Annotated in this window: 19 protein-coding genes, 1 tRNA gene and 1 pseudogene; 13 read left to right on the top strand and 8 right to left on the bottom strand. The window is 45.6% G+C overall.

From position 1 onward, the window contains the following. Positions 1-221, bottom strand: a pseudogene (locus tag LW728_RS17730) (IS630 transposase-related protein); the annotation flags it as partial. Positions 222-552: 331 nt separating this feature from the next. Next, a tRNA-Leu gene (locus LW728_RS17725) sits at positions 553-635 on the bottom strand. Between the two features lie 73 nt (positions 636-708). On the opposite strand from LW728_RS17725, the gene lgt reads away from it, so the two are divergent. Beyond that, positions 709-1560 carry a prolipoprotein diacylglyceryl transferase gene (lgt, locus tag LW728_RS17720; RefSeq protein WP_002801283.1) on the top strand — a complete coding sequence of 284 codons (852 nt, stop codon included), beginning with the start codon at positions 709-711 and terminating at the stop codon, positions 1558-1560. 12 nt (positions 1561-1572) lie between these two features. Next, on the top strand, positions 1573-2523 hold the full coding sequence (locus tag LW728_RS17715; protein WP_002801282.1) for a branched-chain amino acid ABC transporter permease: 951 nt from the start codon (positions 1573-1575) through the stop codon (positions 2521-2523). Positions 2524-2529: 6 nt separating this feature from the next. Here LW728_RS17715 and LW728_RS17710 read toward each other — a convergent pair whose 3' ends face one another. The 4 genes from LW728_RS17710 to LW728_RS17695 all read right to left on the bottom strand — a co-directional run bounded on the left by LW728_RS17710 (position 2530) and on the right by LW728_RS17695 (position 5017). Beyond that, a complete protein-coding gene (locus LW728_RS17710) occupies positions 2530-3528 on the bottom strand; it encodes a Gfo/Idh/MocA family protein (RefSeq protein ID WP_287668698.1) in 999 nt (332 codons plus the stop codon). Between the two features lie 45 nt (positions 3529-3573). After that, positions 3574-3753 carry a hypothetical protein gene (locus tag LW728_RS17705; RefSeq protein WP_043997756.1) on the bottom strand — a complete coding sequence of 60 codons (180 nt, stop codon included), beginning with the start codon at positions 3751-3753 and terminating at the stop codon, positions 3574-3576. Positions 3754-3804: 51 nt separating this feature from the next. Continuing rightward, positions 3805-4080: a hypothetical protein gene (locus LW728_RS17700; protein ID WP_287668695.1), complete on the bottom strand. Its 276-nt coding sequence runs from the start codon at positions 4078-4080 to the stop codon at positions 3805-3807. 376 nt (positions 4081-4456) lie between these two features. Beyond that, positions 4457-5017, bottom strand: a complete 561-nt coding sequence (locus tag LW728_RS17695; RefSeq protein WP_287668692.1) for a DciA family protein — start codon at positions 5015-5017, stop codon at positions 4457-4459. A gap of 217 nt (positions 5018-5234) precedes the next feature. Here LW728_RS17695 and LW728_RS17690 point away from each other — a divergent pair, with 217 nt between their 5' ends. The 8 genes from LW728_RS17690 to LW728_RS17655 all read left to right on the top strand — a co-directional run bounded on the left by LW728_RS17690 (position 5235) and on the right by LW728_RS17655 (position 12284). Further along, the gene (locus tag LW728_RS17690) at positions 5235-6125 is read left to right on the top strand and encodes a hypothetical protein (protein WP_287767444.1); all 891 of its coding nucleotides are present in this window, start codon (positions 5235-5237) and stop codon (positions 6123-6125) included. Positions 6126-6147: 22 nt separating this feature from the next. Continuing rightward, positions 6148-6804, top strand: a complete 657-nt coding sequence (locus LW728_RS17685) for a PspA/IM30 family protein (RefSeq protein ID WP_287767443.1) — start codon at positions 6148-6150, stop codon at positions 6802-6804. Positions 6805-7016: 212 nt separating this feature from the next. Continuing rightward, a complete protein-coding gene (locus LW728_RS17680) occupies positions 7017-7793 on the top strand; it encodes a PspA/IM30 family protein (protein ID WP_002801277.1) in 777 nt (258 codons plus the stop codon). A 434-nt stretch (positions 7794-8227) separates the two neighbouring features. Beyond that, on the top strand, positions 8228-8650 hold the full coding sequence (locus tag LW728_RS17675; protein ID WP_287668713.1) for a PspA/IM30 family protein: 423 nt from the start codon (positions 8228-8230) through the stop codon (positions 8648-8650). A 28-nt stretch (positions 8651-8678) separates the two neighbouring features. Beyond that, complete coding sequence (locus LW728_RS17670; protein ID WP_353845711.1) at positions 8679-8948, top strand: hypothetical protein; 270 nt, start codon at positions 8679-8681, stop codon at positions 8946-8948. 355 nt (positions 8949-9303) lie between these two features. Beyond that, positions 9304-10452 (top strand): Re/Si-specific NAD(P)(+) transhydrogenase subunit alpha, encoded by a 1149-nt coding sequence (locus tag LW728_RS17665; RefSeq protein ID WP_002801274.1) that lies wholly within the window; start codon positions 9304-9306, stop codon positions 10450-10452. 129 nt (positions 10453-10581) lie between these two features. Beyond that, the gene (locus tag LW728_RS17660) at positions 10582-10878 is read left to right on the top strand and encodes an NAD(P) transhydrogenase subunit alpha part 2 (protein ID WP_002733247.1); all 297 of its coding nucleotides are present in this window, start codon (positions 10582-10584) and stop codon (positions 10876-10878) included. After that, positions 10875-12284 carry an NAD(P)(+) transhydrogenase (Re/Si-specific) subunit beta gene (locus tag LW728_RS17655; protein WP_287767441.1) on the top strand — a complete coding sequence of 470 codons (1410 nt, stop codon included), beginning with the start codon at positions 10875-10877 and terminating at the stop codon, positions 12282-12284. Before LW728_RS17660 ends, LW728_RS17655 begins: the two co-directional genes overlap by 4 nt. A gap of 58 nt (positions 12285-12342) precedes the next feature. Here the strand turns inward: LW728_RS17655 and LW728_RS17650 are convergent, their stop codons facing one another. Then, entirely contained in the window at positions 12343-12582 is a 240-nt protein-coding gene (locus tag LW728_RS17650) for a hypothetical protein (RefSeq protein WP_002757689.1), read from the bottom strand. A 297-nt stretch (positions 12583-12879) separates the two neighbouring features. Here LW728_RS17650 and LW728_RS17645 point away from each other — a divergent pair, with 297 nt between their 5' ends. Further along, entirely contained in the window at positions 12880-13152 is a 273-nt protein-coding gene (locus tag LW728_RS17645) for a hypothetical protein (RefSeq protein WP_287767439.1), read from the top strand. Positions 13153-13266: 114 nt separating this feature from the next. Here the strand turns inward: LW728_RS17645 and LW728_RS17640 are convergent, their stop codons facing one another. Beyond that, a complete protein-coding gene (locus tag LW728_RS17640; protein ID WP_287668724.1) occupies positions 13267-14274 on the bottom strand; it encodes a hypothetical protein in 1008 nt (335 codons plus the stop codon). A 330-nt stretch (positions 14275-14604) separates the two neighbouring features. Between LW728_RS17640 and LW728_RS17635 the strand changes: the two genes are divergently transcribed. After that, positions 14605-14850 (top strand): DUF4347 domain-containing protein, encoded by a 246-nt coding sequence (locus LW728_RS17635; protein WP_287767437.1) that lies wholly within the window; start codon positions 14605-14607, stop codon positions 14848-14850. 54 nt (positions 14851-14904) lie between these two features. After that, a partial coding sequence (locus LW728_RS17630) for an RpnC/YadD family protein (RefSeq protein ID WP_502845978.1) occupies positions 14905-15476 on the top strand: 572 nt, incomplete at its 3' end.

The following is a 15476-nucleotide window of genomic DNA, read 5'->3' as shown; positions in this document are numbered from 1 at the left end:
ATTCTTTCTTCTCGGTTTCTTTCTCTATAACGAAGTTCCTTCTTTTTTCTGGTAACTTTCATTTTTTTTAAGGCATAGCAAATGGCACTTGGTCTCACTCCAAACTTCTCGGCTCTGTCTCTTAATCTTGCCTCGGGATTTTCTTAGACATCTTTTGACAGTGCTTTCCAGTCCAGCTTTTTCTGACGATGTTTTACCTTTGTTGCTTCAAGTTTCTCCCTACGAACGCCATCTATAGCGCTTTTCACGTTACTGAGGTATTGACAAGTTTTGCCAACAAGGGGTTTAAGCCCCTTGCCCATACCTCATTCTGATGAAAACTGCTATACATTTTTACAACAAGCTGAAACATTGGATTACCTAGAGTTAGTACAAGCGTTTCGGAATTGGGTAAGAAGTCAGCTGAAAAAATAAAAGGAAGATTTTTCGACGTTAAATCTCATACCAATCTCCCGAATCGGAGTCTCAACAATGGAAATCAACAAGTTTTCCCTCTTGGGTCGTCGGTCGTCAACACCAAATTAGGTTACACTTCATCGACCCCGGGGTTAATGCGGATGGAGGGACTCGAACCCACACATCGAAAAGATACTAGAACCTAAATCTAGCGCGTCTACCAATTCCGCCACATCCGCAAACATAGGACTGTATCTGATCATAACATAAGATACTATAGGAAAGATAAAATTTTTTATTCTTAATAATTTTATGCTCTTAGGTTTTGTCTTTCAGTCCCCCGGCCCGATTCTCTGGGAGGTCGGACCGATTTCGGTGCGCTGGTATGGATTTCTCATCGCTATGGCGGTATTATTGGGTGTCACCCTCTCCCAGTACCTCGCCCAAAAAAGAGCGATCGATCCGGATTTAATCGCTGATTTGGCCATTTGGTTAGTAGTGGGGGCTATACCTGCAGCCCGTCTGTACTATGTTCTCTTTCAGTGGCAAGAATACGCGCCAAATCCTGCTGATATTATCGCCATTTGGAAGGGAGGTATCGCTATTCACGGGGCAATTATCGGGGGTTTGCTGGCGGCCCTAATCTTTGCCCGCATTAATCGGGTTTCTCTTTGGCAATTACTCGATCTAGTCGCACCTTCAGTTATTCTCGGTCAAGCGATCGGACGTTGGGGGAACTTTTTTAATTCGGAAGCTTTTGGCAGTCCGACTAATTTACCCTGGCGGTTGTTTATTCCTCCGGCTAGTCGTCCTTTAGAATATATCGCCGTCGATTATTTTCACCCCACCTTTCTCTACGAATCTCTCTGGAATCTGGCAGTTTTTGCCCTACTCATCTATCTGTTTTTCTGGGGTTTAAAACACCCCAGTAAATTAAAAATTGGCACCCTTACCCTAGTCTATTTTATCGCCTACAGTCTAGGTAGATTCTGGATCGAGGGACTACGCACCGATAGTTTAATGTTTGGGCCGCTGAAAATGGCGCAAATAATTAGTTTAGGAGCGATTGCCGTCGGTCTTTTCGGTTTATTCTGGTTATATAAACTCCAGCGTCCTTTACCAGATGTGGTGGCAACCGTCGGTTATAATCAAAAGTTACCCTAGCTAACCCTGACAATGGATCTAGTAACAATTTTTCAACAGGTTTTAAACGGTTTATCGATCGGTAGTGTCTATGCTATTTTTGCCCTCGGTTACACTTTGATTTTTTCCATTTTAGGTATTATCAATTTTGCCCATGGCGCAATTTTTACCCTCGGAGCCTATTTTACCTATGCTCTAGCGGGGGGAGTTTTCGGTTTTAATGGTTTATTAGCTAATGCCAAATTACCCTTTTCCTTACCCTTTTTTTTAGCACTTTTGTTAGGCTGTATCCTTTCAGGTTTCACCTCGGTTCTTCTGGAAAGATTGGCCTTTAAACCTCTCCGGGTACGGGGTTCCGATTCTCTCTTAACTTTGGTTTCTAGCCTAGGGGCAGCGGTGGTGATTGTCAATGTTATTCAATACTTAGTCGGGGCAGAAATTTATACTTTTCCCGATGGGATTTATGGCAATCTTCCCCCCGCAATTAATTTCGGTACAGCCGATCGCCCCGTGGCAATTCGCACAATTCAGATTATTATTTTTCTGGTTTCAGCAGTTATGGTAGCTTTACTAACTTATTGGGTTAATTTTACCAAAATGGGCAAAGCTTTACAAGCGGTAGCTGAAGATGTCACCACGGCCAGTTTGTTGGGGATCAATCCCGAAAAATTTATCGTGATTACCTTTTTTATCAGTGGTGCCTTGGCAGGTTTAGCAGGAACTTTAGTCGGTTCTAGTGTTAGTATCGCTGGCCCCTATTTCGGTATTGCTTTCGGATTAAAAGGTTTAGGAGTGATTGTTTTAGGGGGGTTGGGAAGTATCCCCGGAGCGGTAATCGGTGGTTTATTATTGGGTATTGCCGAAGCTTTTGTTCCCGCAGAATATTCCGGTTATCGAGAGGCGATCGCTTTTGCTATTCTCTTTATTATGTTGTTAGTTCGTCCCCAGGGTTTACTAGGCAGAAAGTTAATTCAAAAAGTCTAAGTCGGTTTAATTGTCCGCGAGAAAAACTGTTTTTCCCGACAAAGAAGATTGATAGGCAGCGTATGCCACTTCTAGGGCATAAAGACTGGCTTGGGGAGTAACATAGAGAGGAACCCGATCGAACAGATAATCTAGTACCATGGCGGTATCTTTGGCAAAAAGACCGCGACGGGTTTCCACTTCTAAAGCTTGGCTACCTTCACTATTAATTAACTGCCCTGTTTCCCCTTCAAAAATTAAGCTGCCCGCCTCGCCATGAATAGTGAAAGTTCGCTCATTTTGCCAAAAAACTTCGCCTTTGCCGTAGGTAACTTCAGCAATTAAGCCATTTTTAAATAATAACTGCGCCTCACACAAACAGGCCAGAAAATAATCGGATTCCGGGGCATTCCAATAACGACAATGACAGGACACGGACTCCACTTCCCCAAATAAATTAGTAAAGCGATGGATACGAGAAAGGGCTGCAATCAAAGGAAAACCGAATAAATCCCGATGAAATGTCCAGCGCCGGGGTGCCGGTCTGCCTGGGACGATCGTGGTATAACGGGCTAGGTGGATATTACCGAGGCTGGCTAAATATTGCTGTTGGGTTTGATGCAGTCCCCCCAAAAGTTCAATATGTTCGACGTGCAGTAATTTGTTCTCGGTTTCGGCTAGGGTGATTAATTCTGCTGCTGCCGCTGGGTGGAAAGCCAGAGGATACTCGACGATAACGTGCTTACCAGATTTTAAGGCAGTACGGGCGATCGAGGCATGGGCCTGATTAACGTTGGCAATGACAATCAGATCGAGATCGGGATGGCTGGCAAGGCTTAGTGCCGAATCTAGGGCAGAAATTTGGTATTTTTGCGAGAAATTAGCGATCGATTCGGGACTATTACCGCTAACATACAGAAGCTGGGCGCGATCATCCGCTTGCAAGCTTTCAGCACGACGTTGAGCGGCGAACCCTGTGCCAACTATACCAATTTTTAGGGGACGATGAGAAGTCATCAGGGGCATTCTGGCGACATTAATTATCGGGAAGTGGGAATTATGAATTATGAATTATAAATTATGAATTGGAGAGATGGGAGTGGGGAGAACCACTTCGTGTGCCTTGCGGAGGGAGATGGGGAGAATCATCTCCTGACTCCTGCCTCTCGCCTTTCCTAGCTTTATTTTGGCAATTAACTCATCTATTATCTCAAAAATAGCGCTCGAAAAGATGTGGAGGGGTGAATTCATATTTTTAATGGGCAACGCCAATTTTTTGCTCCTGTTTAGGCCTCAGATCTTCTAAACTGCCGTCGGTTGTCGGGGAGCATGACGACGAGGGGAAACCACCACGGGAGTGGGCGACACCGTACAGGTTAATTCTAGAGACTGTTCTAAACTAACCACCCGATTGAGTTGTTGCCATTCAGTGCTAAAAGGAGGCATCGCTAGAGTGCAGGCTTTCCAATGAGCTTCGACGGGAACATCTAGTTGTTGACAAGTGCCACCGCGCCGACCTTGGGTTTGATAGTATCGGCAGTATCGACAGGAAGAAGTAAGAAAGTTTGCGGCTTGCATGGGTTGGCTTTAAAAGGAAGATGATTATAAGGAACTCAAAGGATGACTCTCTTTTCGCTCTGTGTAATATTGTCCTACCCTGCGCCAAGGGTATTTTCCTGACTAGCATAGCTAGAACTGATATGCCATATAGTTTCTAGTGATCCCCAAAAAAAATTTTATTTTTAGAATCTTTTAATAGTTACTTTGCAAAAAGCAGCACTGTCTCAAAACTGAAGAGTTAAACTCAGTTGTGGCCGAGGTTATTGGGTCTAGTATCAGCAATAACAGAACGGGGATCAAGCCTTAGCTCGATAGAATTGATGAATACAGGTTCAATTAAGACAGAAAAGATAGGCCTATTGATTCCCGACTCAAAACCACTCTTTCCACAATACTATAAAAAAATTGCATCTTTTACCCCGCCCGACTGGGCAAAACAAAAAGCACAACATTGCCAACGCTCAAGCTCTCCGGAGGGAGTGGGAGACTGACAACGAGGGCAAATTGGCCAGGATCGGGTTCTGTGAACTATTTTCTGGCTCCAACTCTCTAAACCGTCCAGTTGCTGGGGATTTTCTGGCGGTTTTTCCGGGGTGACATAACTAGGATGATCTCTGAGGGAATTAGGCGCGATCGCTTCTGGGGGAATTAACTGACTATCCTGCTGCCAACGGGCGGCAGAAAAGCGGATATCGCTCAGGGGAGTCTCTAACTGACTATTAAGCCGTTTTAATAAGCTATAGCGTTGTAAAGACAATTCCTGTGCTAAAGCGGCGCTACTGGTAGCCACCGATAAAACCCCACGACTCAGGGAAAAAGGCCGGGTTTGCTCCAGCAGACGGGGATTAACAATTTTTGCCCATAATTGCAGCACTTGCTCATAGTGGCGATATTCCTCCCAACCCGCCTGTTGAGTAATAACCGTCAAAATTTTGTCAAGAGAATGTAAAGACATAGGGAAAATCTAGGGAATGCCACGTTAGACTGGGACGAAAAAACCCCTAAGTAGCTGGTTATAATTAAATTAAAAATGGATTTTAGATTCGATCCCCCCTGCCCCCCTTGATAAGGGGGGTGCCGATCCCCCCTTAGTCCCCCCTTGATAAGGGGGGTTTCTGATAATTTTTAACGCCTACCTACTTAACTTTTCAGCATAACCCTATAATACCGTCATGAAATCCGATCGATCCCCATCCTCCCAAGATTTGCCTCTCTCGATCGTCCATCAACCCAGTTCAGCCATCGATCCCGCTCGGGAACCGGAATATCTCGAAGCTGCTGTCATTAACGTCTATCCCCCAGCTAAAGATGTCTTTTTTACCCCTTGGGGTATCCGGGCAATGGTGATCTTTTTAATTGCCAATAGTCTCCTCAGTCTCAATCAATGGTTAACCAGCACCACCCCCACCCCGAGGAAAGCTGAGAATTCCCCCCGCGAGCAGCACCAAAATAACTCCCGCCACCTCGATCGATTGATAGCGATCGCTCGTCCAGTACAGAAAACTCCTCAAACCAGTCTGAGCGTTAATATTCCCGCTCCTCCAGTTAAAACTAGCCCGATAACTAATATTACCGCCCCACCAGTGGTTCAGAGTCCCCCCACCGCTATCAATCCGACTAATGCCCTCTTACCCCCGAATCCGCCACCGTCCCTGATGCCGGCCCATCAATTACCCGTCAGTAAGATCGAGCAATCTTTACCCGTCTCCCCCCCGGACCCCAGTACCCCGCCCGTATCTTCCCTAGTTTCCGCACCACCGCCACCACCGCCCCAAGTCACCCCCGTCCCCTCTCCGGCGGTCATTAACGAACGAATGTTAGAGGAATTGCGCCAAAGAGAAGAATCACCCGCTAATTTACCCTTTTTTCAACGGGAAAAAGCCCGTCGCTTGGCCGATCAAAACCCACAGGATGCGGCGGAGTTAATGAAACAGTTACCGCCAGAATTACAAGCATCCCCTTCTCCCAGTAGTCCGCCACCTTCAGAAACAGTCAATCCCTCCCAGTCCCCCGTCCCTAGTTCTATCATTATTGATAGGAGCGGCACTTCGGTAAACTATTAGGGTTGGTATCGGGAGGACGGCAATGGGTTTGTTAGATCGCATGGGCCAAGCAATTCGCGCCCAAGTCAATAGTCTGATTCAGGAAAACCAAGATCCAGAAAAACTGCTGGAAAAGGCGATCTTGGAGATGGAAGGGGAATTGATACAAATGCGACAAGCCCTGGCGGCGGCCGTCGCTACCCAGAAACGTACCGAGCGCCAACGACAACAACAGGAAAAAGCGGCCCAAACTTGGCACGAACGCGCCCAATTAGCCCTAAATCACGGTAACGAAGAACTCGCCCGCCAAGCTCTCAGCCAATGGCAAACCTATCAAAGTCAGATCGCCCCCCTACAAATCTCCCTGCAACAACAGACGGCTATTATACAAAAATTAAAGAAAGAACTCTTGACAATTGAACGCAAATATGCTGAGATGAAAGCACAGAAAAGCCTTTATGTGGCCAGATTGCGATCAGCGAGTGCCAGTCAAAAAGCCCAAGAAATTATGGGCAGTTTGAACAGCAGTCAGATGGGAACTATTTTCGAGAAATTAGAAGCAAAAGTCCTAGAAGCCGAATCCCAAGCCGATTTAATCGGGTATAAAGACCCCTTAGAGCGACAATTCCAAGATTTGGAGGGACAAAAACAAATTGAAGCGGAATTACTCAAGTTAAAACAAGAAAACTTGGATGGGTGATAGGGAATTATAAATTATGAATTATGAATTATGAAGTAGGGTGTAGGGTGTGGGGAAAAAAAGCTGTCTCCTGACTCTTGACTGTTGACTCCTAACTCCTATCCCCTATCCTAGCTCCCGTGGTTTATATTAGAGAATGAGCCGTTAGGCAAGATGGGAAATTTTAAGAACAGTTAACTGATTTAGTACACACCGAGAGGAACAAGAGCGTCATGGGTTTATTCGATCGCCTTAGCCGAGTTGTCCGAGCTAACCTCAATGATATGGTGAGCAAGGCTGAAGATCCAGAAAAAATGCTGGAGCAAGCTGTCAGTGATATGCAAGAGGATCTAGTACAGGTACGTCAAGCGGTTGCTAGAGCGATCGCAGAACAACGACAAACGGAACAAAAATACAGCAAAGACCAGTCAGAAGCCAATAAATGGGAACAAAGAGCCAAATTAGCCCTTTCTAAAGGGGATGAAACTCTCGCTCGGGAAGCTCTTAAACGCAAGAAAGATTGCACGGAAACCGCCGCCATTCTCAAAAATCAACTGGATCAGCAAACGGTACAGGTAGATAGTCTGAGAAAAAACTTGATCGCGCTCGAAAGTAAGATTTCTGAGGCAAAAACCAAGAAAAATATGTTAGTAGCTCGCTCCAGAGCCGCAAAAGCTAACGAACAAATCCAGAAAACCCTTGGCAGTATCAATACCAGTAGTTCCGTGGATGCTTTTGAGCGCATGGAAGAAAAAGTTATGCAGTTAGAAGCCAGTAGTCAAGCGATCGGTGAAATCACTGGTAGCGACATGGAACGTCAATTCGCTGCCCTAGAATCAGGTAGCGATGTGGAGGATGAATTAGCACTGCTAAAAGCACAAATGTCCGGGGGAGTATTACCCCCCAGCACAACTTCTAGTCAACCCACTTTACCCCAAGCAACCACCGTCAGGGATTCGGTAGTGGATGCAGAATTAGAGGAATTGCGATCGAAGTTGAAAGAACTGTAAAACTTTGAGAGCGTCGAGACGTACCATCTACGGTACGTCTCTAGTTATTAATTAATTTTGTTGTTGAGATAGGGAATAAGCTAAAACGCATTTTAACCGCCTATCCTTAGATTAGTTCTCTCCTCCGACGTCGGGGTAGGGTTGATTCATGAATCAACCCTACTATGAATTAACCCTAACATGAATCAACCCTAACATGAATTAACCCTAACATGAATCAACCCTAACATGAATTAACCCTAACATGAATTAACCCTAACATGAATCAACCCTAACATGAATTAACCCTACTATGAATTAACCCTAACATGAATTAACCCTACTATGAATTAACCCTAGGGGCAAGGGGGGGTGTTGCCTCTTGGCTCATCTCAACAAGCAATTTAAATACTTAACATCTTCTTAATTGCTAGTCATAATTAACCATCACTATTATGCGGGATGATTTATCTAATTTACGTTCCTCAATTATCGAAGTAATTGCCTTACAAAAAAGAGCCGAACAACAGTACAACCAGGCACAAGCTGAGGTTTTAAAATGGCAAGAAAGAGTTAAACTCGCCCTAGATAAAGGTGATGAGTCTCTGGCACAAGAAGCTAATATAAAGAAAAAACATCACATTAATACCGCAAATATTATTAAAAATCAACTGGAAAAACTGAATATCCAAGTTGATAAACTGAAAGAAAAATTGCCAATTTTAGAAAGAAAGATTAACCAACAAAGTCTCGGCAGTATAGATACTATTTACCCTTCAGCTTTTGAGCGCATGGAAGCAAAATTTATGCAGTTAGAATCCAGTAGTCAAGCGATTGGTGAATTGAGTCCTAGCGACATGGAACGGGGGTTCTTCTAGATTCTGTGTGATAAGTTTAACTTACTCTATGATCGATCGATCTTTGTGTCCTTTGTGTCTCTGTGGTTCGTTCCACTCACTGCCCCAAGACTGTATCTTAGAATACATTTTACCCACCAAACCTGGGAGAGCCGAACGGGTATTCGTTGGACTAGAAGCGAGTAGCGATGTGGATGATGAATTAGCACTGCTAAAAGCACGAATGTTACTGGGTAAAACTGCCTATCCACCTACCCTTAAGGATTCAGCAGTAGATGCAGAATTAGAGCAATTGCGATCGAAGTTAAAAGAAATGTAAAACTTTGAGATTGTCGAGACGTATTACAGCCCTTCTCATCAATATGAAGTATAGCCTAATCTGGTATCTAAGACCGAAGACTGGCTAATGTTAAGCGTTTCTGCGTTTCCCAGAACGAAAACCTCGTACCTCATCATTAGAAAAAAAATCCCAAACAATGCCGCTCAAAACCCTTTAATTCTGAAGATAATCCTAAGATTCAGCCCGAAAAAGAGCCAGAAAGGTGAGGATAGCTAGGATGGAAGTGAAAAGCAATTTTGACTCGAAATTATCCCAAGGGATCGATCGCATTTAACGAAACCCTTACCCTAACAGCATAAGACAAGAGAAGGACTTACTAAGGAGAAACCCAGCCATGAAAATCGGCGTAATCAAAGAAAGTGACCAAGGCGAGGCGCGGGTGGCGCTAGTGCCGGATACCGTCGCCCGTTTAGTCAAGGCGGGATTTGAGGTAATGGTCCAAAATGGGGCGGGAATTAGCGCTAACTTTGCCGATAGTGCCTATAGTGCCGTGGGAGCCGCCCTGAGCGAAAACAGCGAATATATCTATGAAACTGCTGATATTATTCTCAAAGTCGTCCCTCCTAGCGATAGCGAGATCGATCGCCTCAAAAATGGTGGTATTCTCATCGGCTTTCTCGATCCCCTGCGTCAACCCCGGCGCATTGCCAAATTAGCCGAGCGCGGGATTACAGCTTTGAGCATGGAATTAATTCCCCGCAGTAGTCGCGCCCAGAGTATGGATGCCCTCTCCTCTCAGGCTAACCTCGCCGGTTACAAAGCGGTACTCCTCGCCGCCGTTGAGCTGCCGAAAATGTTCCCGATGATGACTACCGCCGCCGGTACGATCGCCCCAGCCAAGGTGCTGGTATTGGGGGCAGGAGTTGCCGGATTGCAAGCTTGCGCCACCGCCCGCCGTTTGGGGGCAGTGGTGGAGGCTTTTGATATTCGTCCCCAAGTCAAAGAAGAAGTACAGAGTGTCGGGGCGAAATTTATTGAAATGCCCCTAGAAGAAGATACCGTCGCCGATAACGGTTATGCCAAAGAGGTTTCTCTTAGCACACAGGAGCGCATTTGTCAAGCCCTAACGGAACCAATTAAGCGGGCTGATGTGGTGATCACCACCGCCCAAGTACCGGGGAAACAGGCCCCGCTGCTAGTCACCAAAGAAATGATCGCCACCATGAAAGCGGGGTCGGTAATCGTTGATTTAGCGGCGGAACAGGGCGGAAATTGCGCCTACACCCAACCGGGACGAGAAATCATCGAAAATGGGGTAAAAATCGTCGGAGCCGTTAATCTTCCTGCCACAGTGGCCACCAATGCCAGCCAGATGTACGCCAAAAACCTGCAAATGCTGCTACAGCTTCTAGTCAGCAAAGAGGGCAGTTTAAACCTCGATTTTGCCGATGACATCATTGATAGTGCCTGTGTCACCCACGCTGGCGAAATCCGCAACCAACGCATTAAATCCGCCCTCAGTGAACAGTTATCCGCTTTTTAGCTATCAGGATTCAGGAGGCAGGAGTCAGGAGTCAGGAGTTAGGAGGCAGTATTCTCCCCACACCCCACACCCCACACCCCACACCCCACTTCCCCAATCCCCAACCCCTATCCCCTTTTTAATTAACCAATGACTGCCCAACTTTTAACCGCTTTAGTGGTATTTGTCCTCGCTTCCTTTGTCGGTTTCGAGGTGATCAATAAAGTTCCTCCCACTCTCCATACACCCCTGATGTCGGGAGCGAATGCAATTTCAGGTATCGCCGTTGTCGGTGCGCTCCTCATCGCCGGAGGCACGGATTGGCACGAATTAACCGTAATTTTAGGGTTAATTGCCGTTATTTTGGCGATGGTTAACGTGGTCGGTGGTTTTGTCGTTACCGATCGAATGCTGCAAATGTTCAAGAAAAAAGAGGCTAAATCATGAATAATGCCCTTATCACAGGGATCGAGTTATCCTATCTACTCGCCGCCATTTTATTTATCATCGGTCTTAAACAATTATCTTCCCCCGCTACCGCCCGTCAAGGCAATTTTTTGGCTGCCATCGGGATGCTAATCGCCATTATTGCCACCTTAATCAATCAAGAAATCCTCAGCTATGGTTTAATCGCCGTGGCGTTGGTGATTGGCTCAATTATCGGTCTAGTTTCGGCGCAAAAAGTCCCGATGACAGCTATGCCCCAAATGGTGGCGATTTTTAACGGTTTAGGCGGTGCTGCCAGTGCTTTAATTGCCATGGGCGAATATTGGCGCTTACTGCAAAGTGGTGAAAATATTGCCTTTGACTCGATACTGATCGCTATTTTGGGTATATTGATCGGTGGTGTCACTTTTACTGGTAGTGTCCTCGCTTTTGCCAAATTACAGGAATTAATCAGTGGCGCCCCCGTAACTTTTCCTTTCCAACAACCCTTTAACATTCTCTTGCTACTCACCTTTTTAGGGGGTAGTGTCTATCTCTTTTTTGATCCCACCTCGATCGATGTTTTCCTGACCTTGGTGGCACTTTCCTTAATTTTCGGGGCTTTATTCGTGCTTCCCATCGGCGGCGGCGATATGCCCGTGGTTATCTCCCTCTTAAACTCTTTTTCGGGACTTGCCGCCAGCGTGGTCGGTTTTATCCTGATGAATAGTATGCTGATCATCGCCGGTGCTTTGGTGGGTGCGTCGGGGATTATCCTGACTCAGATCATGTGTAAAGCCATGAATCGATCGCTGGCTAGTGTACTATTTGGGGTATTTGGTACAGGTGCTAGTGCTGGGGGCGAAGCGAGCGCCACTTCTAGCCTTGATAAATCGGTTCACGCTATTGATTCAGAAGAAGGGGCCATGATGCTCGGTTATGCGCGTTCTGTGGTGATTGTACCCGGTTACGGCATGGCAGTGGCCCAAGCACAACACGCAGTGCGAGAATTGGCTGAACAGTTGGAAAAAAATGGCGTTGAGGTTAAATATGCTATTCACCCCGTGGCGGGAAGAATGCCCGGCCACATGAATGTATTATTGGCCGAAGCTAATGTTCCCTATCCGCAACTCTACGACATGGATGATATTAATCCTGAGTTTGAGCGCGTCGATGTGGCCTTAATTATTGGGGCGAATGATGTGGTTAATCCCGCTGCCCGTCACGATAAAGCTAGTCCGATTTATGGAATGCCAATCCTCGACGTGGATAAGGCACAGCACACGATCGTGATTAAGCGCAGTATGCGATCGGGTTTTGCCGGGGTAGAAAACGAATTATTCTACAATCCCAAAACCTTTATGCTCTTTGGTAGCGCTCAAGATGTGGTAGCACAATTAGTATCACAAGTCAAGGATTTGTCATAATTCTTGACAAATAGGACGGGGTTTTCACCCCGTCTTTTTTTATCTGATTTTTCAGAGTTTAAAGATAATCGAGAACTAATTCCCCTTTGCTCACTTTTTCGGTAATTAAAGTTCTGACTAACTCTAATTCTTCTAGGGTCACTTTACCATCAGACCTCATAGCTAGGGCGATTCTTTCCCTTTCCCCTTGAGTGATCACGCCATCAACACTAGCCTGTTCTATAATAGCCCGTAACTTTTCTAGTTCCTGTTGTTCTTCGGCGGTTAATTCTGCTTGATTAGGGCGAGATATTTCCATAAAAATTTCTCCTTGAGTGATCAACACAAACTTGATAATTTTTTTCTAAGTAGTAGAACCCATGGCAGTTATCCCCAGTCAGCATCGGCAATCAGGGACGATGCCTAATCCAGTTACACTTCATATTTTATCAGAACCCTAGGCCGCTGCACTGCCCACCCATTTATCTTTAAACCCTATCGAGAAAACGGGTTTCTCGAAAAAACCCGTTTTCTGTAAATTTATGTTATGGAAGTCTTGAAAAATTGGGGATTGTTGGGCTAAAACTGTTAGCAATAAACTTTTGCAGTTAATGTCATGACTTCTACCCTTTTGCCGAGCCTTCCTTCTGTTGACGATGTTTTGTTCAATTTCGCTCAATCTGATGGTTTTTGGGCGAATTTAGAAACCGCTTTTGGAGCAAGTTATGATGTGGTTAAGGCGACAGAACTACAACAGCAGTGGAAAAGCCGAGATTTCACTCAACTTCCTGAGATTGAGGTTGTCAGTGATGAGGTTTTAGGAAAGGCGAATGGTGCTTATGCGATCGCTCTTAAGGAGATTTACTTAGGGTTAGCTGAATATCAGTGAAAGCTTTGCTAGAAAGGGGTTTAGGTTTTTTGGTCAAGAAAAATGCCAGAAACAAACCGAGAGTAGTTCACACTCTTATTTAACGGTGGTGGGCAATGTCTATCCTGGGAAAAACTACGGGGTGAGCAATATCGGTCTTCGGGCATTTAAACGAATCCCGCACGGGCCTGTCACAGAGGAGCGTGCGAGCAGGTAATCGGTAGAGCGCCCCGTGGTTTTGTCCTTAACGGTGAAAGTGATCGAGCCATCTGACGACTGTTCGATACCGGCCGGTCCCTCTAGAAAAGCTCCCTCTCGAACGGTAGCGACCGGTTTGAAAGTGCCTTGTATTTCCACAAAAAGGGACTGACGGGTAATTCCCCACAACGGCTCCTTATCCACTTTTTGAAACAAACTCAACCAACTTCCGGCGAGTGTCTTGGGAACAGCGATCGCTATCGCCAGTGGCCCTGCTTTTATTTCCCTAAGAAAAGGATCGCGGAAACGACCAGCGTTAGTTACGAAAGTTCTCCCAGAGTGAGTGCTGTCGATGTACCACCCAGTTATACCGTTCCGACTCCGCGCACTTTCTCCTGAAAGTATGGTGGTGACAGTAATCCCATCGTAAAAGAACAACTCATCTTTTATGCCTCTGAGCAAAATACCTCGTAATCGCGGGACATCATAAACGGGGTAAACAAGACTAGCACCCCGTGCGATCGACCCCATCTCTTTCGCTTTTCCAGCAATGATCTCCAAGGTGGTGAGGGATGATCGTCCCCAAAATGTAGCGGGATGACCAGTGATCAATACGCGATCCAACGCCTGGCTGTAAACTCCCTGAGCGATGATACAGTTACCCCAGAAACGATGCCAAAACGAGCAGGGTCGCTCGTAGAGTTCGGGAAGTGCCTTCGGTGTACCAAGGGTAGGGGGGTTAGCATTCAGATCGAGCCGGGCCATGTAATCGATTTGTCCTCCATCGATCCAGAGCCAACCATCTTGTGTCGAAACCAGAGCGTCAATCTGGCCGTAATCGTATTGCGGGGCCCTCACCGATACCAGAGGCGTTGGAGTGCCTTTCCGTTTCAGTAGCAGGGTATCGACACCGGAGACGACTACCTCCAACGATTGGCCCCGCATTGGGATTGTTACTCGTGCTGTTTTATTCGGGGATAATGTTAATCTCGTCTCGGGTTTTCGCTCTACTGGTGAGAGGCAATATTTATCTAAAGGTTCGGCTATAACTTGCGGAATGTTAGCGACGAGAATTAAAAAAAACAATCGAAAAATAGGTCGCCACCCATTCCGATAATCATACCGACCACCCCAAGAATGGCTAAATAACATAAGCGGTTTCTGTGACATTTTCCCGAAGCTGATTGCCTGCCTTCTCGACTTGTCCTTATCCTACATTCTCAACAGAGAAAACGGGTTTCTCAAAGAAACCCGTTTTCTGTATAATCTTAATTTTTGTTACAGCACGCTCAATCTGATGGCTTGAGTCAAGCTAATCAGGTGAATAGTGCGAGAAATCAGCGTTTAACCGCTACCGTAGTTTTCCTCGATGCTGGTGTTGCCGATTATCAAAGTCTCCAAGCTGGGGTAATTCCAGAAGTCGCCACCGTTATTCTCACTCCCAATCAAGACGGAATCGAACAAATATCCGCTTTTTTACCACAAAATCCCCAGATTACCACCATTCACCTCTATTATTAAATCGGTGCGTTACGCTATCGCGCTTCACAGCCTACGAGTAAGCAAACAACTCAAATGAACCCAACAACCGCCAATTATGATGAACCCTGGAAAGAAGCATTAAGCGAGTATTTTGAAGCATTTTTACATTTCTTCTTTCCCGAAGTTCACCAACTAATTGATTGGACAAAAACTCCCGAATCCCTAGAAAAAGAACTCAAACGGATTACCGCTTCAGCAAGGACAAAAAAACGTTTCGCTGACAAACTTTATAAAGTCTGGTTACTCAGGGGTGAAGAAGTCTGGATTTTGATTCATATTGAAATTCAAAGCCAATACGAAGAAAATTTCCCTCAGAGGATGTATATTTATAACTATCGTGCCTTCGATTTGTATCAGAAACCAGTTATCAGTCTCGCTATATTAGGAGATGAACGAGTAAATTGGCGACCAGATTCCTATAATTATACTATCGCTGGCTGTGAAGTGAGTTTGAAATTCCCAACGGTTAAATTACTGGACTATGAGGAAAACTGGTCAGAACTAGAAACAAGTAGCAATCCCTTTGCTATAATAGTCATGGCACACCTGAAAACAAAAGCAACTACTGGGAAGCTGCCACAACGGGAACAGTGGAAGTGGAAGTT

The organism is Microcystis sp. 49638_E5 (genome assembly GCF_021300285.1).
Taxonomy (GTDB): domain Bacteria; phylum Cyanobacteriota; class Cyanobacteriia; order Cyanobacteriales; family Microcystaceae; genus Microcystis; species Microcystis aeruginosa_C.
Note: the sequence above shows the minus strand (reverse complement) of the source record. Positions and strands in the feature narration are given on the sequence as shown.